Origin of the sequence: Methanobrevibacter sp. (assembly GCF_017539065.1) — an archaeon.
Classification (GTDB): domain Archaea; phylum Methanobacteriota; class Methanobacteria; order Methanobacteriales; family Methanobacteriaceae; genus Methanocatella.
In genome coordinates this window covers 1-21,436 of record NZ_JAFYHP010000021.1, presented here as the reverse complement: position 1 = coordinate 21,436, position 21,436 = coordinate 1, and the positions used below count along the sequence as shown (strand labels likewise).

General features: G+C 32.9%; 26 protein-coding genes. 20 read left to right on the top strand and 6 right to left on the bottom strand.

The genetic code is table 11. From position 1 onward, the window contains the following. Positions 1 to 1,072: 1,072 nt before the first annotated feature. The 11 genes from IKS50_RS05780 (at position 1,073) to IKS50_RS05730 (ending at position 8,922) form a co-directional block, all read left to right on the top strand. Positions 1,073 to 1,207 (top strand): hypothetical protein, encoded by a 135-nt coding sequence (locus tag IKS50_RS05780; protein ID WP_292846780.1) that lies wholly within the window; start codon positions 1,073 to 1,075, stop codon positions 1,205 to 1,207. 543 nt (positions 1,208 to 1,750) lie between these two features. Continuing rightward, the gene (locus IKS50_RS05775; protein WP_292846777.1) at positions 1,751 to 1,888 is read left to right on the top strand and encodes a hypothetical protein; all 138 of its coding nucleotides are present in this window, start codon (positions 1,751 to 1,753) and stop codon (positions 1,886 to 1,888) included. 495 nt (positions 1,889 to 2,383) lie between these two features. Then, on the top strand, positions 2,384 to 2,599 hold the full coding sequence (gatC, locus tag IKS50_RS05770) for an Asp-tRNA(Asn) amidotransferase subunit GatC (protein WP_292846774.1): 216 nt from the start codon (positions 2,384 to 2,386) through the stop codon (positions 2,597 to 2,599). Between the two features lie 10 nt (positions 2,600 to 2,609). Next, on the top strand, positions 2,610 to 3,095 hold the full coding sequence (locus IKS50_RS05765) for an amino acid-binding protein (RefSeq protein ID WP_292846771.1): 486 nt from the start codon (positions 2,610 to 2,612) through the stop codon (positions 3,093 to 3,095). Between the two features lie 9 nt (positions 3,096 to 3,104). Then, the gene (locus IKS50_RS05760) at positions 3,105 to 4,124 is read left to right on the top strand and encodes a homoserine dehydrogenase (RefSeq protein ID WP_292846768.1); all 1,020 of its coding nucleotides are present in this window, start codon (positions 3,105 to 3,107) and stop codon (positions 4,122 to 4,124) included. 23 nt (positions 4,125 to 4,147) lie between these two features. Further along, positions 4,148 to 5,359, top strand: coding sequence for a cofactor-independent phosphoglycerate mutase (locus IKS50_RS05755; RefSeq protein ID WP_292846765.1), 1,212 nt, complete (start codon positions 4,148 to 4,150; stop codon positions 5,357 to 5,359). A gap of 1 nt (position 5,360) precedes the next feature. Beyond that, positions 5,361 to 5,993, top strand: a complete 633-nt coding sequence (locus IKS50_RS05750) for a flavodoxin family protein (protein WP_292846762.1) — start codon at positions 5,361 to 5,363, stop codon at positions 5,991 to 5,993. Between the two features lie 5 nt (positions 5,994 to 5,998). Then, a complete protein-coding gene (locus IKS50_RS05745; protein WP_292846758.1) occupies positions 5,999 to 7,354 on the top strand; it encodes an MATE family efflux transporter in 1,356 nt (451 codons plus the stop codon). Then, positions 7,355 to 7,765: a GNAT family N-acetyltransferase gene (locus IKS50_RS05740; RefSeq protein WP_366664929.1), complete on the top strand. Its 411-nt coding sequence runs from the start codon at positions 7,355 to 7,357 to the stop codon at positions 7,763 to 7,765. A gap of 8 nt (positions 7,766 to 7,773) precedes the next feature. Further along, entirely contained in the window at positions 7,774 to 8,550 is a 777-nt protein-coding gene (locus IKS50_RS05735; RefSeq protein ID WP_292846756.1) for an alpha/beta hydrolase family protein, read from the top strand. Positions 8,551 to 8,559: 9 nt separating this feature from the next. Further along, positions 8,560 to 8,922, top strand: coding sequence for a hypothetical protein (locus tag IKS50_RS05730; RefSeq protein ID WP_292846754.1), 363 nt, complete (start codon positions 8,560 to 8,562; stop codon positions 8,920 to 8,922). Between the two features lie 7 nt (positions 8,923 to 8,929). On the opposite strand, the gene IKS50_RS05725 is transcribed toward IKS50_RS05730, so the two are convergent. Next, the gene (locus tag IKS50_RS05725; RefSeq protein ID WP_292846752.1) at positions 8,930 to 9,226 is read right to left on the bottom strand and encodes a putative quinol monooxygenase; all 297 of its coding nucleotides are present in this window, start codon (positions 9,224 to 9,226) and stop codon (positions 8,930 to 8,932) included. A gap of 140 nt (positions 9,227 to 9,366) precedes the next feature. Here IKS50_RS05725 and IKS50_RS05720 point away from each other — a divergent pair, with 140 nt between their 5' ends. The 5 genes from IKS50_RS05720 (at position 9,367) to IKS50_RS05700 (ending at position 13,890) form a co-directional block, all read left to right on the top strand. After that, positions 9,367 to 10,968 (top strand): CTP synthase, encoded by a 1,602-nt coding sequence (locus IKS50_RS05720; RefSeq protein ID WP_292846783.1) that lies wholly within the window; start codon positions 9,367 to 9,369, stop codon positions 10,966 to 10,968. A 95-nt stretch (positions 10,969 to 11,063) separates the two neighbouring features. After that, positions 11,064 to 11,933, top strand: a complete 870-nt coding sequence (locus IKS50_RS05715; protein WP_292846750.1) for a prepilin peptidase — start codon at positions 11,064 to 11,066, stop codon at positions 11,931 to 11,933. Further along, positions 11,933 to 12,361 (top strand): hypothetical protein, encoded by a 429-nt coding sequence (locus tag IKS50_RS05710; RefSeq protein ID WP_292846748.1) that lies wholly within the window; start codon positions 11,933 to 11,935, stop codon positions 12,359 to 12,361. The genes IKS50_RS05715 and IKS50_RS05710 overlap by 1 nt, the downstream gene beginning before the upstream one ends. A gap of 49 nt (positions 12,362 to 12,410) precedes the next feature. Continuing rightward, positions 12,411 to 13,214, top strand: coding sequence for a hypothetical protein (locus tag IKS50_RS05705; RefSeq protein WP_292846746.1), 804 nt, complete (start codon positions 12,411 to 12,413; stop codon positions 13,212 to 13,214). A gap of 1 nt (position 13,215) precedes the next feature. Continuing rightward, positions 13,216 to 13,890, top strand: coding sequence for a TIGR00289 family protein (locus IKS50_RS05700; RefSeq protein ID WP_292846744.1), 675 nt, complete (start codon positions 13,216 to 13,218; stop codon positions 13,888 to 13,890). On the opposite strand, the gene IKS50_RS05695 is transcribed toward IKS50_RS05700, so the two are convergent. From IKS50_RS05695 to IKS50_RS05685, 3 genes are read right to left on the bottom strand one after another with little or no spacing between them, the layout of a single operon-like run. Further along, positions 13,880 to 14,419, bottom strand: a complete 540-nt coding sequence (locus tag IKS50_RS05695; RefSeq protein WP_292846742.1) for a nucleoside monophosphate kinase — start codon at positions 14,417 to 14,419, stop codon at positions 13,880 to 13,882. The genes IKS50_RS05700 and IKS50_RS05695 overlap by 11 nt on opposite strands. Positions 14,420 to 14,424: 5 nt before the next feature. Beyond that, positions 14,425 to 15,162, bottom strand: coding sequence for a 4-phosphopantoate--beta-alanine ligase (locus IKS50_RS05690; protein WP_292846740.1), 738 nt, complete (start codon positions 15,160 to 15,162; stop codon positions 14,425 to 14,427). 12 nt (positions 15,163 to 15,174) lie between these two features. Next, complete coding sequence (locus IKS50_RS05685; RefSeq protein WP_292846738.1) at positions 15,175 to 15,558, bottom strand: hypothetical protein; 384 nt, start codon at positions 15,556 to 15,558, stop codon at positions 15,175 to 15,177. A gap of 305 nt (positions 15,559 to 15,863) precedes the next feature. Between IKS50_RS05685 and IKS50_RS05680 the strand changes: the two genes are divergently transcribed. Next, on the top strand, positions 15,864 to 16,910 hold the full coding sequence (locus IKS50_RS05680) for a ribonuclease H-like domain-containing protein (protein ID WP_292846736.1): 1,047 nt from the start codon (positions 15,864 to 15,866) through the stop codon (positions 16,908 to 16,910). Position 16,911: 1 nt separating this feature from the next. After that, complete coding sequence (locus tag IKS50_RS05675; RefSeq protein ID WP_292846734.1) at positions 16,912 to 18,426, top strand: HEAT repeat domain-containing protein; 1,515 nt, start codon at positions 16,912 to 16,914, stop codon at positions 18,424 to 18,426. On the opposite strand, the gene IKS50_RS05670 is transcribed toward IKS50_RS05675, so the two are convergent. After that, positions 18,421 to 19,236 (bottom strand): 4Fe-4S dicluster domain-containing protein, encoded by an 816-nt coding sequence (locus IKS50_RS05670; RefSeq protein WP_292846732.1) that lies wholly within the window; start codon positions 19,234 to 19,236, stop codon positions 18,421 to 18,423. The two genes, IKS50_RS05675 and IKS50_RS05670, sit on opposite strands and share 6 nt — an antisense overlap. Before the next feature lie 38 nt (positions 19,237 to 19,274). Here IKS50_RS05670 and IKS50_RS05665 point away from each other — a divergent pair, with 38 nt between their 5' ends. Continuing rightward, positions 19,275 to 20,303 (top strand): M42 family metallopeptidase, encoded by a 1,029-nt coding sequence (locus tag IKS50_RS05665; RefSeq protein ID WP_292846730.1) that lies wholly within the window; start codon positions 19,275 to 19,277, stop codon positions 20,301 to 20,303. Positions 20,304 to 20,323: 20 nt separating this feature from the next. Here IKS50_RS05665 and tsaA read toward each other — a convergent pair whose 3' ends face one another. Next, on the bottom strand, positions 20,324 to 20,809 hold the full coding sequence (tsaA, locus tag IKS50_RS05660; RefSeq protein ID WP_292846728.1) for a tRNA (N6-threonylcarbamoyladenosine(37)-N6)-methyltransferase TrmO: 486 nt from the start codon (positions 20,807 to 20,809) through the stop codon (positions 20,324 to 20,326). 345 nt (positions 20,810 to 21,154) lie between these two features. Between tsaA and IKS50_RS05655 the strand changes: the two genes are divergently transcribed. Further along, a complete protein-coding gene (locus IKS50_RS05655; RefSeq protein ID WP_292846726.1) occupies positions 21,155 to 21,361 on the top strand; it encodes a molybdopterin-binding protein in 207 nt (68 codons plus the stop codon). Positions 21,362 to 21,436 lie beyond the last annotated feature (75 nt).

Below are 21,436 nucleotides of genomic sequence, written 5' to 3'. Positions count from 1 at the left end.
TTATATTTTTTTTAATGAATATAATCCATTTCTTGTTCTAAAAAGCATTTATCATAAAATACTTGTTTTTTTTAAGAATTATGAAACTTTTTAATAAAATTCTATTTTTCGAGATTCATTATGGATGGTAAATTACTATTTGTCGTCCCAATTTGTGACAATATTATTGCTATTTACCTAACTAAACTGGTCACCAAAAGTTGGTTCCTCACTATATATATGCTCACCAATTCTTATTCACCAACCCTCAACACATGCATCCTCCAGGTAGATGTGGTTATGGCGGGCGAATTGGTTAACTTAAAACAATGGGGCTGTTTTATTAAAAAACTTAAATACTATTCTAATTATATGATAAATGCAATTTTTACTTGAGTATGAACTAAAATAAAATTATTTATGCTATAAAAATCAAATATATGGATAATCAAACCCTTGATCCAATAGGGGGTGATATTATATCGAACAAAGTAATATTGCCTGCGAGGGAATTTAGAACAGTTGTTTTAATGAACTCTCCTCTTGGCAAAACTATTCATTTAAATGGAGGAATCCTTATGAGTATCCAAAGAAAACTTTGGATCGCAATGCTCATATACACCATCATATCGTGGTGTTTGGCGTTTGTCATCATATGGATTACTTATAATTAATCCGATGCCATAATCGATTCTTCCGTTAAACTGTAGGAACCATCAAATATTAGAATCATTGTTTAGCGATAGCTCTTAATGGGTTATGTTTGGGTTTGTTGGGTCTAATCGACACTTCCTATGGTTTATAAATTAAAAAACAATAAAGTTTATATATAATCTATTTCATAATATTCATTAGAGTTTAAAATCCAATTTCTGGGTACTTAAATTCTAAAATTTGAATGAATAGTTTTAGTTCAATGTCTACTTTGTTCGAACATGCTTGTCATGTTGTAGGCATTGATTAAACTTATTATCTATTTTTAAAAACTAATGTGATTCTATTCTAATTGTATATTATATTTAATGATTTAGATTTAAAATCCACTTCGGAGTACTTAAATTACTATTTACCTAACTAAACTGGTCACCAAAAGTTGGTTCCTCACTATATATATGCTCACCAATTCTTATTCGCCAACCCTCAACACATGCATCCTCCAGGTAGACGTGGTTATGGCGGCGAATTGGCTAGCTTAAAACAATGGGGCTGTTTTATTAAAAAGACTTAAATCTATTCTAATTACATGATAAATGCAATTTTTACTTGAGTATAAACCAAATAAACTATTTATATCTTAAAATCAAATGTTATAAGCAATCAAACTCTTGATCCAAAAGGTGGTAATATTTATTTTGAACAGGATAATATTGCCAATGATGGGATTTAAAACGCCCGTTTTAATGAACTCTCCTCTTGGCAAACACATCAAATTAAAGGGAGGAATCCTTATGAGTATCCAAGAGAAATTTTGGGTCGCAATGCTCATTTACACTATCATATCGTGGTGTTTGGCGTTTGCCATCATATGGATTACTTATAATTAATCCGATGTCATAACTGATTTCTCCATTAAATTGTAGGAATCTTCAAATATTATAACTATTGTTTAGCGATAGCCTTAACAGGCTATGTTTGGGTTTGTTGAGTTTAATCGACACTTTCTGCAATTTATAAAAACAAAAAGCAATAAACTTTATATATAATCTATTTCATAATATTCATTAGAGTTTAAAATCCGCATTAGGATATATAAATTCTAAACTTTAATTTGATGTGTTTCAATGTCTACCTGTTCAAACATGCATATCATGTTGTAGACATTGAATTCTATCTTTTATTAATTTTAAAAATCATTTCAAAGAATTTCCTTGACTTTAGATATGATTTGTATCATAATATCGGTTTATAGACTATTTTTTTTACTCTAATCGATAGGTATGTAAAATTGCTATTTATCGTCCCAAACAATAATCCGATTAATGCAACTTATGCGGCAACGGAACATGGTGGGAGTTACACACATTTAATGGTGCAGGCTATAAATTATTATGTAAAAAAGAACATAATAAGTTGCCCTATTAAAATATTTTTTCTGATGGTGAACTTGATGAAAATTCAGTTGTCAAAAAAATTTTGACAACTGCATCAGATGATAAAAAATAGAAGAATAGTTTCTACAATCTTGATGGTATAATCTCAGTTGGTTACAGAGTTAACTCTAAAAATGAAACACATTTTATTTAATTTCCTTGAGTTTTATATTATTCGTTATCATTTCTCACAGAAGCATTCCTAAAGGAATGCAAGCTATTTTTTCATTTAATTAAAGGTAATTGTTTAGTTACTTTTATTAATATTAAAAAACATATTTAGTTATATTATTAATTATTAGGAGTTTTTATCTATGACAATCGAAAAAGATGCAGAAGATATCATTGAGAAATTTTCAAAAATATTAGAGAATATCCCAGATTCTGATGAAACCTGGTATATTACCGATAATTTAAATTTAACACGTGAAGATAAATCTCAAGAGAAAAATCCTGAGAAAATATTAAGAAATGCCAATATTGATAAGGATGGAAATCTTATTGTGAAAAGAGCGGATTGGACAAATTAAGAGGGATAACATGAGAATAAACTTAGTTCTAGAACTTCTAGATTCTCCTGGACAGTTAGTTAAAGCGTTGGAACCGATCAGTAATTATGGTGTAAATTTAGTAACTGTTATCCATAAGAGAGATTATAAGAACGATAACGGTAATGTTCCAGTTCAATTAACCATTGAAGGAGAACAGGAAGACCTTAAAAGCATAGTAAATAAATATGAAGAATTAGGATTCAGCATTATTGAAATGGATGGTGTGGTTTTAAAGGAAAAAATCACCACAGTCTTCTTTGGCCATATTGTAGATCAAGATTTAAGGGACACTATGGATAGGATTAATGCGCTCGATGGTGTTGTAATTGTGGCATTCGATATTAAATTAAATGGTGAGGAAAAATCTACTGCATTAATTAATATTGAAGCGGATATCGGTAGAAAACAAGATGTATTTAATAGAATTGCAGAAATTGCTGAGGAAAAAGATTTATTGGTAATTAATGAAGTTTAAGTGATTATTATGAAGGAATGTAAAGTCATTATTATGGGATTTGGTTCAGTTGGCCAAGGTGTCGCCAATGCACTTTCCATGAAAAAAGATTTAATTAAAGATAAAACAGGAGTGGACGTAAAAGTTGTCGCCGCTGCTGATTCATCTTCATCTGCAATATCTCAAGATGGTTTAGATGAAGAATTACTTGTAAAAACTAAAAATAAAGAAGGAAAATTATCCGCATATCCTGAATTCGGGTCTGATAAAAACGGTGCAGATGTTTTGGATGCTGTCGAATACGATTGTCTTATTGAAGCAACTCCTACAAATATCGTCGATGCACAACCTGCACTTTCATTAACATTAAAAGCATTTGAACAAGGAAAAGATGTTGTAACCTCAAATAAGGGACATTTGGCTTTGAAATTTAAGGAAGTCGTAGGTGCAGCGGAAAAAGCAGGTGTGGAATTCAAATACGAAGCTAGTGTTGGCGGATCCATGCCAATCATTAATTTCACAAAAGAAACCCTTGCTTCTTGTGAGATAAAATCAATTAAAGGTATTTTGAACGGTACCACAAATTACATTTTATCAAGAATGACTTCTGAAGGTTCTGAATATGAAGTTATTTTAAAAGAATCACAAGAGTTAGGTATTGCAGAAACTGACCCAACTCAAGATGTTGAAGGAATCGATGCAGCTTGTAAAACAGTTATTTTAGCAAATTCACTTTTAGGCATTGATGCAACTTACAGTGATGTTAAGGTTCAAGGTATTTCACAAATCAATTCTGAAGCTATCGAACTAGCTAAAAGAGATGATTATCTAATAAAATTGATTGCTGAAGTATCTCCAGACAACTTGCAGGTATCTCCTCGTTTAGTTAAAAGAGGAAGTTCCTACGATGTAAGCGGAACTTTAAACATGGCCACCATCAAAACTGATTTGGCTGATGAAGTTTCTGTTATTGGACTTGGAGCAGGTTCACTTGAAACTGCTTCTGCGATGTTGACTGATTTGATTAGTATTTTAAAAAATAAATACTAATTCTTTATTCTTTTTTTGATAATATGAAATATGTAATTTTTATTCCTGACGGTTCTAGCGATTACCCTGTAGATGAATTAGACGGTAAAACTCCATTAATGGCAGCCAATACTCCGAATATTGATAAGTTAGCTAAAAAAGGATTCGGAGGTTTTACAAATAATGTGCCTGAAGGTTACACTCCTGGATCTGATGTAGCGAATATGAGTATTTTCGGATTTAATCCTGCAGATTACTACACCGGTCGAGGACCATTAGAATCAGGCAGTGAAGGTATTCCAACAACTCCATGCGATGTAATATTTAGATGCAACACCATTTACAGTGAAAATGATGAGATGGATGACTTTAATGCAGGCCACATTTCAACTGAAGAAGCGGATGTGTTAATGAAGGGGTTAAACGAATATTTCACTGAAAAATATCCTGATTTCAAAGGGAAATTCTACACTGGTGTGAGTTACAGGCATTTATTTATTTACTCCTGTGACAGTATAGAAGATGCAGAAATATTGTCCGGCATTAAAACAATGCCTCCTCATGATATTTCAGGTGAAAAATTAGTGGATAACTTATTTGGCGAATGTGAATTGGCTCAAGAAATTCAAAATATCATGTTTGAATCAAGGGAATATCTTAAAGACCATGAAGTCAACCAAAAAAGGGAAATTCCTGCCAATATGGTATGGCTATGGGGACAAGGAGTAACTCCAAGCTTGCCTAACTTTGAAGAAACTTATGGAATCACAGCTTCAGTTATCACTGGCGTAGACTTATTAAAAGGTATTGGAAACTTTGCCGGAATGAATATTGTCGATGTTCCGGGAGCTACAGCATTCTTTGACACTGATTATAAAGCAAAAGGGGAATACGGAATTGAGGCATTAAAAGAAACTGATTTATTGTTAATCCATATAGAATCTCCTGATGAAGCGGGTCATGCTCAAAATACAGTCGAAAAAGTCAAGGCAATTGAGAGAATCGACGAGTGTATTGTTGGACCAATTATGGAAAGTTTGGAAGGTGAAGAGTATAGGGGGGCAATATTGCCAGACCATCCAACTCCTATAAGTGTTGGAACTCATACTCGTGATAATGTGCCTATTATTATATTTGATTCCGAACGTGAAGGAGATGAATGCGAGTCATTTGATGAGGAAGGAGTTAAAGAAGGTTCACTTGAATTTAAACCAGGACATTTATTAGTTCAAAGATTGATTGATGGAGATTATTAAAATGAAAGTATTGCTTGTTAATGGAAGTCCGAATAAAAAAGGATGTACTTATACAGCTTTAAGCGAAGTAGCAAAAACTCTACAGGAACATGACATAGAAACAGAAATATTCTGGATTAAAACAAAACCGATAACTGGATGTATTGCTTGCCTAAAATGTTCTGAATTGGGCAAATGTGCTTTCGATGATGTTGTAAATGAATTTGTAGAAAAAGCATATGATGCAGATGCATTCGTATTTGGATCACCTGTTTATTATGCTAGTGCAAACGGGTCCATGGTTTCATTTTTAGACAGGGCATTCTACTCAAATTCCCATGGTTGCGGAGCAGAAGCTTTTAAACATAAGCCCGGTGCAGTAGTGTGTTCTGCAAGACGTGGCGGAACTACTGCAACTTATGAGCAATTAATTAAATATTTGGGAATTAGCCAAATGCCTATTATTTCTTCATTCTATTGGAATATGGTTCATGGAAATACTCCCGAAGAGGTTATGCAGGATGAAGAAGGTTTAGGGACTATGAGGCAATTAGCCCATAATATGGCATTTTTCATGAAATGTATTGAAGCGGGCGACGATAAGGGTTTAACATTAACTGAAGAGCCTAAACCTCGTACAAACTTTATCAGATAGTCATTATGAATATTTTTAAAACTCCTGAAAATTATTTGTATTCAAATAGGGCATTGCTTGCCTTATTTATTCCACTTTTAATTGAATATTCATTAGAATTCTTTATGGGATTCGCTGATTCAGTTATGGTGGCGTCATTAGGTGAAGTGGCAATTTCAGGGGTTTCATTAGTTGATTTTTTAGTTCAACTAATCATCTTTTCATTTTCAGCCCTTGCAACAGGGGGAGCAGTTGTTGCAGGACAGTATCTTGGCAGCAATCAGATTAAAAAGGCTCAAGATTCCGCAACTCAACTTGTCTGGTTTTCCACTATTTTTTCTACAATCTTAATGGTTGTAGTTATTATCTTAAGACAATTTTTGATTGGGCTTTTATTTGGACAAATTGAAGCTGATGTCTGGGCAACAGCGGATGTATATTTATATTTCATGGCATTATCAATTCCATTTTTAGCCATTTATAATGCAGGTTCGGCTATTTTCAGGACAACCAATAATGCCAGAACGCCAATGCAGATTTTATTTATTTGTGATGTTTTGAATGTTATAGGCAATGCAATCTGCATTTATTATTTAGGCTGGGATGTACGCGGAGTAGCTATTCCAACAGTAATTGCAAGAGCCCTTGCGGCGGTTTTGATATTATACTTTGTTACCAGAAAGGATTACAAACTACATATTAAAAGGACTTTAAAGCATAAATTTAATGCAATTTTGCTAAAAAAAGTATTGCAGGTCGGCATTCCATATGGTGTTGAAAATGGACTATTCCAGTTAGGTAGAGTTTTGGTTTTAAGTCTTGTTTCAACATTTGGAACAATGGCAATAGCTGCTAATTCAGTAGGTTATGCAATTGGAATATTTTCAGTCTTACCCGGTTTTGCCATTAATTTAGGACTCACTGCAGTAATATCAAGGTGTGTTGGTGCTAATGATTATGAGCAAGCAAGATATTATAATAAAAAGATTTTAATAATAGTAGTCATCTCACATATTATTGTAAATGCAATTATCTTTGCATCACTGCCTTTGATTTTGAGCATTTATAATTTATCTCCTCAAACAGCGGCAATGGCAAGTGAAATGGTAATTTGGCATGGGATTTTCGCCATAATTATATGGCCGTTATCATTCACATTACCTTCAACATTTAGAGGAGCAGGCGACTCAAAATCAGTAATGTACATTAGTTTAATAGTAATGTTTGCATGCAGAATAGGTCTTTCATATGTAATAGCTGATTGGATGGGAATTGGTGTATTTGGAACATGGATTGCAATGTTCATCGATTGGTATGTAAGGGCAGGAATTTATATTTATAGATATTTCTCAAATAAATGGACAGAATATAGGGTGGTTTAAATTAGGCAAAAAATAACATATAAGAATACACATCATTTTAGTAAAAAGGAACTTCAAGAATTATTCTTATCTGTAGAATGGTCTTCAGGTCATTTTCCGGAAAAATTAGTGATTGCCATGAAAAATTTTGAAACGGTTTACTCTGCATGGGATGGGGATCAGCTTGTTGGAATGATTTGTGCAATGGATGATGGGATAATGACGGCGTATGTACATTATTTGTTGGTCCATCCGGATTATCAACTTAAAGGAATTGGAAAAGAACTTGTTGAGAGAGTTAAAACTCATTATAAGGACTATTTGAGAATTGTTGTTGTAGCATATGATGCGGAACTTAAATTCTATGAGTATTGCGGATTTGAAAAAGCGGATGATGCAAGCGCAATGTTTATAACTGAATTATGGACGTAGGTGGTTAGATGGTATTATTTAGAGGGGATGTTAAGTGTAAGAGCTTGCAGAGGAGAACTTCCATTAGCGTAATATTGCCTGCGGACAATATTCACTTTTTACAAGATAAGGAGGAAATCATCCCTCAACCTTATAAAACATTATATTTCCTTCATGGATTATACGGCAGTGATGATATCGTCCTTGCAAATACTTCAATTCAGAAATTTGCGGAAGATAACGGAATAGCCATTGTAATACCATGTGGAGACAACAGTTTCTATCTGGATAATGAGAAAGCTCATGCTTATTATGGCCAGTATGTTGGTCGGGAATTATTGGATATTACAAGAAACATTTTCCCATTGTCAGATAAAAGGGAAGACACATTCATCGCCGGATTTTCAATGGGAGGCTACGGCGCCATTCGAAACGGTTTGAAATACTTCGAAAACTTCTCGAAAATTGGAATGATTTCACCGGCACTAATCACGGATGATATTGTTGATTACACTGATGACAATAACGTCTTGCGTTCTAAGGATTATTATGAATCAATTTTTGGCAATTTGGATGAAATCGCCGGTTCGGATAAGGACCCGAAATATCTGATTGAAAATTGCCCTGACATTCCTGATATTTACATGGCATGCGGGGTTGATGACTTTTTATTTGAGAAAAGCAGTGATTTTTATGGATTTTTAAAAGCAAAAGGCATTGATGCAACTTTTGTTGAGGCTGAAGGTGAGCATACTTGGGATTTCTGCGATAAATATCTTAAGGAATTCATTAAAACAGTGATTTAGGTGGAAAACATGAACTGTCCTAAGTGCGGAAATGAACTGGATGAAGACAATTACTGTGATGAATGTTTGGAATTCTTTAATGGAGATTCCGATGATTTTAGTTTTGATGAAGAACCCGATTATGACTCAATGGTTAATAATGGAGAAGCAATTTGTCTGAATTGCACCTATTGGAGCGTAAGTCCATATGGCAGGGCTCATGGGATGTATTGTAGAAGGGGCAATGGTCAAACGGAACCTAATGATACTTGTTTTGACTTTGTGCAGTCTCATAGTTTTGCCAATTATGGTGATGAGGGCCAATATCAATTTGATGAGACTTCAAGGGATATTTCAAATAAATTAGACAACTGGAAAAATAGTAGGTATTAAAGGAGGCCTATGCTCCTTTAACTTCTTCGCCAACAATAAGTTTAATATCTAATGGAGCTGTTACGGATTCTTTAATGCTTTCACCAAATTCAATAAATTCTGGTGTTTGCATGTGAGCCTGCAATGCTTCTTGACTTTCCCATTTTTCAATGAAGATTAATGAATCGTCCAATACATCACGGTATAAATTGTAGGAAATATTTCCCTCATGAGTTCTTGAAGCATTAATTAATGTTTCAGCTTGTTTAATTACTTCTTCTTTTTTTTCTTCTTTTACAGGTAAAATTGCATTAACGATAATCATTTTATCACCTTTTTTTAATTAAAATTATAAGGATTTAATTATATTAATATTTTTGTTGGAAAGGCAATTTTCACACGAAATTAAATTTTTATATATCATGAAAAACTAAAATTATATTATAATTTATGGAGAGGATTTAACTGACAAAATATATTATTATAACTGGTGGGGTTGTAAGTTCCATAGGTAAAGGAATAACATCTGCATCTATGGGCAGAATTTTAAGATCTTATGGTTTAAAAGTTTCAGCTATTAAAATAGACCCTTATTTAAATTGGGATTCTGGAACACTCAATCCATATCAACATGGTGAAGTATTTGTTACTCATGACGGTATGGAAACCGACTTGGATCTTGGACACTATGAAAGATTTTTAGATGTCGAGCTTGACGGAATCGCTAACATTACTACAGGTAAGGTTTATGAATCAGTCATCGCAAAGGAAAGAGAAGGAGGATACTTGGGAGAATGTGTACAAGTCATTCCACATATCACTAATCGTATAAAGGAAATGATTAGGCAAAATTCCGAAAGCGCTGACTATGATGTAGTTTTAATCGAACTTGGCGGTACTGTTGGAGATATTGAAAGCCAACCTTTCCTCGAAGCTTTAAGGCAACTTAAAAATGAGGAAGGAAGAGAAAACGTAATGTTTGTCCATGTTACATTTATTCCCTACCTAAATGCAGCTGGAGAATTCAAAACAAAACCTACTCAACACTCTACCAAGGAATTAAGAAGTGTCGGTATAAATCCTGATGTTATTGTATGCAGATCACAAGTACACATTGACGATGCGCTTTTAGCAAAAGTAGCGCATTTCTGTGATGTGGATGTTGATGCAGTGGTAAACACTCCTGATGCAGGAACTATTTATGAGGTTCCTTTAGTTTTGGAAGACCGCAACATTGGCGAATTAATTGTTAAAAGAATTGGTTTGGATGTTGAAGCAGATTCTTCTAAACTTGATGAATGGAGAGAAATTGTAGAATCATTAAGAATCACAGACCCTCAAGTTACTATTGGTATTGTGGGCAAATATGTTGAATTGGAAGATTCTTATATTAGTATTCGTGAGTCTCTTTTACATGCTGCGGCCAATATTGGCGTGAAAGCCAACATTAAATATTTGAGTTCTGATGTTGAAGAATTAGACCCTGAAGCTTTAAAAGAATTCGACGGTATTCTAATCCCTGGAGGATTTGGAGAACGTGGTTTTGAAGGTAAATTAGATGCTATTGACTATGCTATTGAAAACAATGTTCCATTATTCGGAATTTGTCTTGGAATGCAATCTATGGTGACTCAATTTGCCAGAAGAAACGGTTATCCTACCGCAAACAGTTCCGAATTCGATGATAATCTAGAATTCCCTGTTATTGATATGATGGAAGAGCAAAAGAAAATCAAGAATATGGGAGGAACTATGCGTTTAGGTTCATATGATTGTAAAATCGTTGAAGGAACCAAAACTTTTGAAGCATATGGCGAAACTGACATTGAAGAGCGTCACAGGCATAGATATGAGTTCAACAATGATTATAGGGATGACCTCCAGGAAAAAGGTTTAATAATTTCCGGAACCAGTCCTGATAACTTTTTAGTGGAAATTGTTGAGCTTCCAGATCATCCTTGGGCTATTGGTTGCCAGTTCCATCCGGAATTTAAATCAAGGCCTAATAGGCCACACCCATTATTTAAAGCATTTTTAGAAGCCATATATGAGTATTCTAAAAATTAACTTTTCTTTTTTTATTTAAATTTTTCAACATAAAAACAATTTTGCTAGCTTGTTTTCTATCTAATTAATATATTTGAAAGTTTAATCTTATTATCATGACTTTCAGTACTATATTCTTAATTCAGATAATTATTACAATATTGTTTTCAATTTCAGCGGCAATTTTTGATATAAGAAGGAATATTGTTCCTGATAAATTGACATATTCCCTGCTGGTTTTTGGTTTAATTTCTAATTTGATTTTATCAATTGTCTCAAGTAACATTAAATTCATTTTAGCCTCTTTTATTTCAATGGTTGTGACCAACTTCATAACTTATATGTTGTGGAAATTGAAAATGTGGGGTGGTGGTGATGTAAAATTATTCACAGCTATTGCTACAGTTATACCCTTTGGACTAAATATTAACTTTTTGAATATTTTTCCCCAATTATCAGTATACCCATTTGCTTTTAGCGTTGTGGCAAATAGTGTTTTAGTGTCATTTCCATTTTTGCTGGTATTTTTAATATATTTGATTAGTAAGAATGAAACTTTTAAAAATCACCCCGCATTTCTCATAATATTGTTAAATATTGAAAATTTAAGGGAATTGATTCATTCGACTCTTAACAAGACAATACCTGTAAAAGATTTGCAGGAAGGAAACATTGTAAATAATTATTATTTTAATGATGAGCACATTATTGAGCTAATTAAAGAAATCGATGGAAACTTAGAAATATATGAGAATAGGGAAGATGATGAGTTTAAGTATTATTTTAAATCTCTAAGCGCTGGCGGAATAACAAAGGATGACACCACATTAATTAAGGTGATGAGTGCTCAGGGATACATTGGGGATGTGGTTTCTGTTAAAATATCTTATCCTTTTGCACCTTCAATCTTTTTTGGGCTTTTAATAGCTGTATTTTATGGGGATATAGTGATGTTGGTTACTAAAAACATTGTGTTGGTGATATGATGAAAGACAGCGGACAGGTGGCATTGGAATATATCTTAATATTTGCCATATCTTTAATTCTTTTAATTGTTTTTACATTGCCTTTAACTGAAAAAAGTGTTGAGGCTACTTTGGACGTATCTGATACATTAGACGCCAAATCTAATTTGGCTAAAATTGCCCAAGCAATTATGCAGGTTTACGGTGAGGGTCAAGGATCAAAACAGAGCATAAATGTCCTCTCAAAACAATCAATTAAAATCAATATTAATAAAGATTATATTTCGTCCAATTTAAAACTCAATGACGGCACATCCAAACAGATTAAAGTCGATTATGATTCCAATCTTCCTAAATCGAGCATATATTTAAGTAAAGGTGAAAATATTGTCATTGTCGAATGGCCTGTTGATAGTGAAAATATGAGAATTTATACAAAGTTATTTTAATTATCATGTTTAAATATTAATCCATAATAATTAATTGGCGTGTGACTTTATGGATATTATTATAACAATTATCTACATCGTTTTATTTATTATAATGATGGTGTTTGTTTTTTCAATAGGAATGTTAAGACAATACATGCCTAAACGTGAAATTCTTCTGGTGCTTGTTGTAGCATTTTTAATTGGTTGTATTGGAGGTGCATTCTTTTTAGAACCAATTTACGAGGAATTACCTGAGGTTGTAAGCACTATTGAAAAGAATATGCCTAATAATCAAGAAACTCTGTACCTGGATTTATCGTCTTCAATAGATACCGATCAATTAAGAGAAAAATTATCTGGTATTGAAGGTTTTAAATCTTTTGATGAAACTTCGATTACAATACCGATGTGGACTTTTAATAAATTTGAACGAGGGTATTTTAACGAAAGACTTGGATATATCGATTCTCATTATAAAAATTACAATGTAAGTTCCGATACACTTTATATTGAACTTGAAGATAATTATACTTCCACTGAAGCTTTAAAAACTTTTTCAGATTGGTATAAATTAGTATATGGAGGTTCAATTTCATACGCTCAAATTAAAGCAGTTTTGGTTGTGGATTCATCGAAATTAGATGATTTTGAAGAGGCATTGCTAGAAGAAGGAGTGGTGGCAACTAAAATGGAAGGGCCAGTTCAAAACTCCATTGACGTTACAAATTCATCAATGATTCCTAGCTGGCAATTTGTTTTATGTTGCGGCGGATTCGGTGTTATCGTTGCTTTAATCGGAATTTATATGGATACGGTTGTTCCGGCATATAGAAGATTTGATAAATTCATGAAAACTAAACGTAAAAGATAATATGGATGTTGCAATCTTATTTTCAGGCGGAAAAGATAGTACTATGGCAGTGTACGCTGCTTTAGAGGCGAAAGAGGATGTTAAATATCTTCTTTCAATCAAATCTAAAAATGATGAATCATACATGTTTCATGTTCCAAACATCCATATCACTGATTTGCTCTCACAGGCACTTGAAATTCCAATAATGTCTGTTGAAACTGAAGGGGTTAAGGAAGAGGAACTTCAAGATTTAAAGAATGCTTTTATTAATCTAAAAAATTTAGGTATTGAAGCGGTATATACAGGCGCCCTTTATTCCGTTTATCAAAAGTCAAGAATTGAAAAATTAGGGTCTGAAGTTGGCTTAAAAATTATCTCACCCTACTGGCATGTTGATGAATTGGAATACATGAGAAAAATTGTTTCTTTAGGATTTAAAGTTATAATCTGCGGCGTTGCAGCCTGGGGATTGGATGAATCCTGGTTAGGCCGTGTAATTGATGATCAAACCATAGATGAGTTAGTTGAACTTAAGGAAAAATATGGTATTAACATAGCTTTTGAAGGCGGCGAGGCCGAAACACTAGCTATTGACGGACCTATTTTTAAAAGGAAAATTAAAATTTTAAAATATAAAAAGGAATGGCATCTTGATAGTGGTGTTTATATAATCGAAGATGCAATTATAGATTAATCTCATCGAAAAATTCATTGATTTCTTTAGAAAAACTTTCCAAATCACTTTCATTAATGATTAGCTTATCTGAAAGTGAGATAACATTACCAATGCCAAAGCCCAATTCCTGCAAATCCCTTTTTCTGAATCCTTCGTAATCCTGGGAATCGTCTTCCCTCATTCTTTTTTTTAATCTGAGGAAACGTGTTTGCGGACTTGCAAATACGGATAAGATGATAAAATCCTCAAAGTTATCTTTAAACATTTCAACTTCATGATGGCTTCTGATGCCTTCAACAATAATTGCATTTTCACATCCTTCATCCAGCAATTTTTGTATTTTTTTAATAGTTAATTCAGAAACGATATATTCTCCATATTCTATTCTTAAGTTTCTGGCAGTATCTTTTGTGGATTCCCCTCTTTTTTTAGCTTCTTCACGTATGATGTCTCCCATACTTACAATTATTGCACCTTTTTCAATCGCGGCATCTGAAATTATGCTTTTTCCAGAACCGGGCATACCTGATATTCCCATTATTTGCATTATATTCACTCTTTTAATCTAATTTGTTGTAATGACTCTTTAAGATTTTCTTCATTGTCAAATTCATGAACCATCTCTACAAGAACTGCCTTATCTTGAGTTTTCAAATCTTTGGCAATTTTTGTCATAAATGGAATGGCACGAACAATGTTGTCCATTATTGAAACATCGGACATTTTTGATGTTCTTGATAGCGGATTTAAATCGATAGTAATGATATTTTTACCGCTTTTCTTTAATATTTCAGCTCTGTCGCCGTCTTCAAGCGGAATTAAGATTGTATCTGCACTGTATATTCCGGTCTTACTGGCGGTAGCTCTGCTGTTTTGAATATCGCTTAAATATTCAATATCGTCATCTAATGTGCCTAAAATATTTTTATAACCATGATCCTTGTATAATTGAGTTATGATTTTAACCCTATCATCAGTTCTGTAAAATAAATTGATTTCAATTTTTGCACCAACACTTTCCGCCAGTTCGATTATTTCGTCACAGGCAAGTGCAGTTGCATTTCCATTCACTGAAATTACAGGATTATCTGATAAAAGTAGGGCGGCTACAGCAACATACATAGCTCTTTTGGCAGGATAAGTGGTTCTTTCTCCAATTAAATAATCAAATGCTTCGCCTCGCCCATGAGCAATCATGGCGGAATCGGCTAAGTAACCTTTTTTCGCTGCTGTTACCATTTTTTCTCTTAATAGTAAAGATTCATAACGAGGATGTGACTTCGGTATCATTTTTTAATCTCCTTATTTTAAATCAATTGTCATTTGTGCTAAGTATCCCAGTAATGTTGTAATTGATAATGTGATTATTGCGATTGAAAGTAAATGTATCGGATAATTTCCGATAATTGCGCTATGTGCATTTGGAATAATATAAAATATATAATCTAGAATTATATCGATTATAACAAACATCATTCCGCCAACCACTCCTTCAATAACTTCATTTGTTTCAATATTCCGGATATAGAGTATTCCAAAGAATGTTGTAACAATAATGGTGATTATTGGCACGATAATATTAACGCCAGGTATGTTAGAAGTAAAAATTGGGTTGAAAATATTTGTCAATATTGAAGTAAAAATCCAGATTAATACTCCATAGATAATAGCTAAACTTAATTTCATTTTAAGACCTTAAATTATAATTGTTTATATTTATGGTTTAAAAAGATTAAATACTTTTCTAAAGTAGTGATAAAAAAAGATTTTTGGGATGGTTAGGTAGTTATCATTTTTCAGAGTAACTACCTAACAGGCTTTAGAGAAATGAATTTTAAAAATTTGGCTGTTTAATCTATCTCTCATGGCTACAATGTAGCCTATTATATAATTAGATTTTTACCATATATAAATATTATTATATTTTATAAAAATTCAAGTATACTTTATTTAATAAGCTTTATATCTATTAATTAATAAAGTTTAATTGAATGAAGCAAGATTACAATTTTGAAGATTATCTCAGAAAAGCGTTATCAAATTCAATAAGCTCATCCAATCCGTCCGATGACGCAAAAAATAAAGCCAGAAAATTATCATCCTCATATTACGCTGATTTAAAGGAAAAACTGTTACTTGAATATGAAGATAAATCATTGAAGGATGTAATGGATTGTAAAGATTATTCTACATCATTTGGGGATGTCTTAAAGATAACAAAAAGAGAGAAAATCAACTTTTTGATAAAGGATAATGAATTTAGAAATCAAATAAATCATAATCTTAAACTTCTTCCTAAAATAGGCCTTAAAACCGAGCAAAATCTAAAAAACAAAGGTTACAATACAATAGAATCGCTAACTCATCATGATAAATATTGCGATATAGCATCAAAATTCATGGATAGCATTGATGATCTGACATATTGCGAGATTATTGATTTGCTTGACAGCAATAAATACACAAAAAAATGCAGAAACAATATAGTGAAAAGCATAAGCTTGACAGAACCTGAAAACTTCAAATTCATGGATATTGAAACAAAGGGCCTGTCAAACGTTCCAATAATATTGATTGGAGTTGCAGAAATTAAGGGGAATAATATTGTTTCATCACAGTACTTCTTGAGGGATTACTCAGAAGAGGCAAGCGTCATTGATGCATATCTGTCACATTTGGATGATGATTCGGTACATGTAACATTCAATGGAAAAACTTTTGATGTTCCGTTTATAAAAAATAGATGTAGATATAATAGGATTGAAGCAAACCTTGATTTGCCACACCTTGATTTAATGTATTTTGCAAAAAATCTATGGGGTGAAGAGCTTCCAAATTGCCAACTTCAAACAATAGAAAAGGAACTGTTCGGTATTGAAAGGGTTGGTGATGTTCCAGGCCAATATATTCCGGAATATTGGGATACTTATTTCCAGAAAGACAATATCGGTCCCGTTGTGCCAATTATTGAGCACAATGCACAGGACATCATTTCACTTGCAAGCTTTCTAGATAAAATGTATAAGGATGTAAATTAACATGGGATTATTTGACAGATTTAAGAAAAATGAAGACAAAAAAGAAAAATCACCCAAGAATGTAATTCCCGATGATTTAGAAATAGATGAAGACCAATTACTTTTAAAAGAAATAGCCACTAACAGTAAAGACAGATATGAAAGGGCGGCCGCAGCCAGCCAAATCACAGACCAATACGTTTCCCTGGATTTGGCTAAAACAATTAAAGATCGTGCAATAAGACTCATCGCAATCAACAACGTCAAAGATGAGAGATTGCTTCGTGATGCCGCTGAAAATTCCCAATTTTTCGATGTTAGAAGCTTTGCATGGGAGAGATTAGGCGAAAACAACAAATCAATTGCTGAAGTAGTAATAAATACAAAAAAGAACTCTGAAGTTGACGAAATATTCGAAAAAGTAGTTGATGAGGAAACTCTCAAATGGATAGCTATTGATGCTCAGGATAAAAGATATCGTAATGCTTCAGTTGATAAAATCAAAGATGAAGAGGTACTTTACGATCTAGTTTTTAAGGCTAATGACAACTCTATAAGAAAAGCATGTGTTGAAAAGGAATCATTTGTAAGCGAGGAAATGCTTCAAAAAGTAGCTATTGAAGATAAGGATGAATCAGTAAAAATAGCAGCTATTAAAAAGATTGATGATGACGGGATTCTGGCCAACATTGCTCTAAATGAAGATAATGCAAAAATTAGAACCATCCTTTTTGATAAAATTGATGATTTAGATATTTTGGAAGAAATCGCATTAAATTCTCAAAAAGCCGATGTAAGGCTTGATCTGGTTAAAAAGCTTGATGATGAATTATTGCTTAAACAAATAGCTTTAAATGATTCTGATAAGATCGTTAGAAGTGAGGCAGTTAAAAAGATTACTGATGAAGATGTGTTGTTGGAGGTTATTTCCTCTGATGAGGATAGATTTGTTCGCCAGATTGCTGTTAAAAATATCACTGATTCAGAGCAATTAGTTAAAATCGCTCTTGAGGATGAAGACCAATTTGTGAGAAATCATGCTGTTACAAATCCGGCCATAACAAGTGAAGATGATTTTACATACATTGCGATAAATTCAACTCATGAAGAAGTAGCTAGTGAAGCTTTAACACATATCACTGAAGAAAAGAATTTCATCGACATTTTAAAGAATGCAAAAGTCGATTCTGTCAGAAAAGCTACTTTAGATAATATCACTGATTTGGAAACCTTGATTCGTATTGTTCTAGCTAATGAGGATGAGGATTTCTCACTTAAAGCTCTAAATAAAATTAAAGTTGAAAAATGTTTGGTAAAAATATATGAGCAGGGCATATCTGACAATATTTCCGTCCGTGCCGTTTCCCTAATCAGAGATCAAAAAGTTTTAACTGATATTGCAAGAAATGAATCTGTCTGGAGAGTTCGTGAAGCTGCAGTTAAAAAAATAGTAAGTAAAAAAGTTTTAAAAGATATTTCCATAAATGATGAAAATGAATATGTCAGAGCAGTTGCTAAAAAGAGAATGAATTTATAGGTAAAATTCAGGCTCTTTTCTTAAAGCATTTGCTTCTTCAAAAACTGGTTTTTTAGCTTCAAAAGCGTCTCCTGTGAATTTACGTGCATCTTCCGGACAAATGGATATGCAGGCAGTACATCTGGAGCATAAATCCAAATCTGTTTCTATTGGGTCATCTTCAGGAATTGCTTTTTCAGGACAGATTGAAACGCAATCATAACAGAATGCACATAAGGATTCGTCACAACTTATGACAAAAGGTAATTGATTGTAATCGGTATATGGTCTGTTTCCAGGAATTTCAGATGCTAAACCTTCACAAGATTCTAATTTTTCAATACATTTTTGGCTGAATTCATCAATTTTAGCAATGTCTGAATCATCAGGCCTTCCAACTGCAACGCCGTCAAATATTGAATGATGACTGACTGTTGATGCAGCTGCAATGACATTGAAGCTATTTTCTTTTAATAAATCCACCAATTCAAGCAGAGAATCAGTTACATGAGCATTTCCATAGTTGACAACAGCTATTGCAGGAGTATTCTTCCCTTTAATTTTTGATAATCTTTCGCGTGCGGTTTTTGGGATTCTTCCCGCAAAAACGGGCATAACAACAACAGCAACATCATCACTTTTTAGCTCTTTGCTGCTTTTGAAAATTAACAAATTACAATTTTCTTTTTCCTGGCTGAAATTACTGGCTATCTGGTCAGCTACTTTTTGTGAAGTCCCTGATGGACTGAAAAATATTTCTACAATTGACATACTTTCACCGATATTGTATTTGTCAGTATTAATATAAACATTTTCAACAATAGAAAGCATTTAATATTATTAAAATAATAAAAATTATTGGTGATACGATGGAATTAATGAAAGAGCTATCTTTAGCACCGGGAGTATCTGGTTCTGAAGAAGAAATAGCTAAAATTATTGCTCGTGAATTAAAAGATGTAGCTGATAAAATTGAAACTGACAGTATGGGGAACCTCATTGCTACTAAAAAGGGAGATAAAAAAGCACCTAAAGTAATGTTGGCCGCCCATATGGACGAAATTGGTTTAATGGTAAGATACATTGATGATAATGGTTTTATTAAATTTTCAAATATTGGCGGAATAAACGACCAAATGTTGATGAACCAAACTGTAACCATTCATTCTTCCCTAGGAGAACCTATTGTCGGGGTTATTGGTTCAAAACCACCACATGTGACAACTCCGGAAGAGAGAAAAAAAGTTGTAAAATATGATGACATGTTCATTGACATTGGAGCTAAAGACAAGGAAGAAGCGGAAAAAATGGTGAGAATTGGAGATAAAATGACTTTTAACTCACTATTTGTCGAATATCCAAATAATTTGATTATGGGTAAAGCTCTAGACAATCGTGTAGGCTGTTATGTAATGATGGAAGTTTTAAAAAGAGTCAACACTAGAGCTACTGTTTATGGAGTAGGTACAGTACAGGAAGAGGTTGGTCTAAAAGGAGCTAAAACTTCTTCATTCAAATTAAATCCGGATCTTGCAATTGCGCTTGACGTAACTTTATCTGGAGACCATCCTGGAATTAAACCGGAAGAGGCGCCTGTTGTGATGGGTAAAGGTCCGGCTATTATTTTAGCTGATGCAAGTGGAAGGGGTATTTTAACCCAGCAATCTGTTAAGGACATGCTTATTGCAGCCGGTGATGAAAATGAAATTCCATATCAATTAGAAGTAAGTGATGGTGGAACAACCGATGGAACCGCTATTCACTTAACTCGTGAAGGAATTCCAACTGGCGTTCTATCAGTTCCTACTCGTTATATACATACTCCTGTAAGTGTATGCAGTATGGATGATGTTGAAGCAACCATCCAATTAATTACTGAAGCTATAAATAACTTATAGCTTTCTTATTTTTTCTTTTTTTATTTAAATCGGTCATCTGATTTTTGTGATTTAGCTTTTTGGTGTTTAGTTTCAAACCATCCGATTCTTAGCTCATCAATTGTGTCTTCGTATAGTTGGGGCACATACGGTTTGATATCAAGTAATGGTGTTCCGTCTAATATATCGACGTTTTCTATGAAGACAGTTTTTCCTTCAACTTTATTTACTTTAACAACACTCATTCCTATTCGGTTTGGTCTTTTAGGTGATCTTGTTGCAAATACTCCATGAGTATTGTTGTCCATAAAGGGTTTTACTTCAAGCATATATCCTTCTACCTTGTGAAGCAAATAGATTAAATGGATGTGTGAGAATCCGTCAAGGTCTTTTAGACCGTCAACATATTCATCTTTAATTTCTATTGTTCCTTTTATTCCTTTTGCCCCTGTAGGTTGAATGGGCATTCCTTCTATTTCTTTAAATTCTGTGTGGATTGTCCCAATTGATTCTAATTCGACTTTCATGATTATTGTTTTTTGATTTATTTTTTAATATAATTTTCTAGATTTTTAATGACAATTCGATGTTATTTTATGAATTTCGATAAAATTTAATTTTATTGATTTAAAATATTTATTACTTTATATAAAATATTTTAAATTTATATTTTTTGATATAACAAGTTTTTTAATCATATAATAATAAATAAACTACAATAAATATTGTTTTTAAAATCCATTTTATAAAAATTAATTCGATATGAACTATTTAAGGTAATCGTTTTCAAAATCCTTATTTTCATAAAAAAACGAAACATTTATATACAATTCGATACAATTTATTATTGTAAAACACAAGGTGATATGAAAATGAAACTTAGTGCAAGAAATCAATTAAACGGTAAAATTACAAATGTCGAACTCGGAGCTGTTATGGCAAACATCAAAATCGAAATTACTGAACCTAATGTTATCACTGCAGTTATCACTAAAGAGTCTGCTGAAAAATTAGGTTTAGCTGAAGGCGATGACGTAACTGCAATCATCAAATCCACCGAATTTATTCTAGGTAAATAGATATAATTATTATTTAAGGAGGATATTACCATGAAACTTAGTGCAAGAAATCAATTAAACGGTAAAATTACAAAT

Bases quoted from the DNA above. Each gene is read 5' to 3' on its own strand.
- IKS50_RS05750 (WP_292846762.1), top strand. From the start codon at position 5,361: ATGAAAGTATTGCTTGTTAATGGAAGTCCGAATAAAAAAGGATGTACT.
- IKS50_RS05760 (WP_292846768.1), top strand. From the start codon at position 3,105: ATGAAGGAATGTAAAGTCATTATTATGGGATTTGGTTCAGTTGGCCAA.
- IKS50_RS05705 (WP_292846746.1), top strand. From the start codon at position 12,411: ATGGATATTATTATAACAATTATCTACATCGTTTTATTTATTATAATG.
- IKS50_RS05655 (WP_292846726.1), top strand. From the start codon at position 21,155: ATGAAACTTAGTGCAAGAAATCAATTAAACGGTAAAATTACAAATGTC.
- IKS50_RS05710 (WP_292846748.1), top strand. From the start codon at position 11,933: ATGAAAGACAGCGGACAGGTGGCATTGGAATATATCTTAATATTTGCC.
- IKS50_RS05695 (WP_292846742.1), bottom strand. From the start codon at position 14,419: ATGCAAATAATGGGAATATCAGGTATGCCCGGTTCTGGAAAAAGCATA.
- tsaA (WP_292846728.1), bottom strand. From the start codon at position 20,809: ATGAAAGTCGAATTAGAATCAATTGGGACAATCCACACAGAATTTAAA.
- IKS50_RS05680 (WP_292846736.1), top strand. From the start codon at position 15,864: ATGAAGCAAGATTACAATTTTGAAGATTATCTCAGAAAAGCGTTATCA.
- IKS50_RS05675 (WP_292846734.1), top strand. From the start codon at position 16,912: ATGGGATTATTTGACAGATTTAAGAAAAATGAAGACAAAAAAGAAAAA.
- IKS50_RS05725 (WP_292846752.1), bottom strand. From the start codon at position 9,226: ATGATTATCGTTAATGCAATTTTACCTGTAAAAGAAGAAAAAAAAGAA.
- IKS50_RS05735 (WP_292846756.1), top strand. From the start codon at position 7,774: ATGGTATTATTTAGAGGGGATGTTAAGTGTAAGAGCTTGCAGAGGAGA.
- IKS50_RS05765 (WP_292846771.1), top strand. From the start codon at position 2,610: ATGAGAATAAACTTAGTTCTAGAACTTCTAGATTCTCCTGGACAGTTA.
- IKS50_RS05665 (WP_292846730.1), top strand. From the start codon at position 19,275: ATGGAATTAATGAAAGAGCTATCTTTAGCACCGGGAGTATCTGGTTCT.
- IKS50_RS05730 (WP_292846754.1), top strand. From the start codon at position 8,560: ATGAACTGTCCTAAGTGCGGAAATGAACTGGATGAAGACAATTACTGT.
- IKS50_RS05745 (WP_292846758.1), top strand. From the start codon at position 5,999: ATGAATATTTTTAAAACTCCTGAAAATTATTTGTATTCAAATAGGGCA.
- IKS50_RS05685 (WP_292846738.1), bottom strand. From the start codon at position 15,558: ATGAAATTAAGTTTAGCTATTATCTATGGAGTATTAATCTGGATTTTT.
- gatC (WP_292846774.1), top strand. From the start codon at position 2,384: ATGACAATCGAAAAAGATGCAGAAGATATCATTGAGAAATTTTCAAAA.
- IKS50_RS05670 (WP_292846732.1), bottom strand. From the start codon at position 19,236: ATGCTTTCTATTGTTGAAAATGTTTATATTAATACTGACAAATACAAT.
- IKS50_RS05715 (WP_292846750.1), top strand. From the start codon at position 11,064: ATGACTTTCAGTACTATATTCTTAATTCAGATAATTATTACAATATTG.
- IKS50_RS05775 (WP_292846777.1), top strand. From the start codon at position 1,751: ATGTGTTTCAATGTCTACCTGTTCAAACATGCATATCATGTTGTAGAC.
- IKS50_RS05700 (WP_292846744.1), top strand. From the start codon at position 13,216: ATGGATGTTGCAATCTTATTTTCAGGCGGAAAAGATAGTACTATGGCA.
- IKS50_RS05755 (WP_292846765.1), top strand. From the start codon at position 4,148: ATGAAATATGTAATTTTTATTCCTGACGGTTCTAGCGATTACCCTGTA.
- IKS50_RS05690 (WP_292846740.1), bottom strand. From the start codon at position 15,162: ATGATACCGAAGTCACATCCTCGTTATGAATCTTTACTATTAAGAGAA.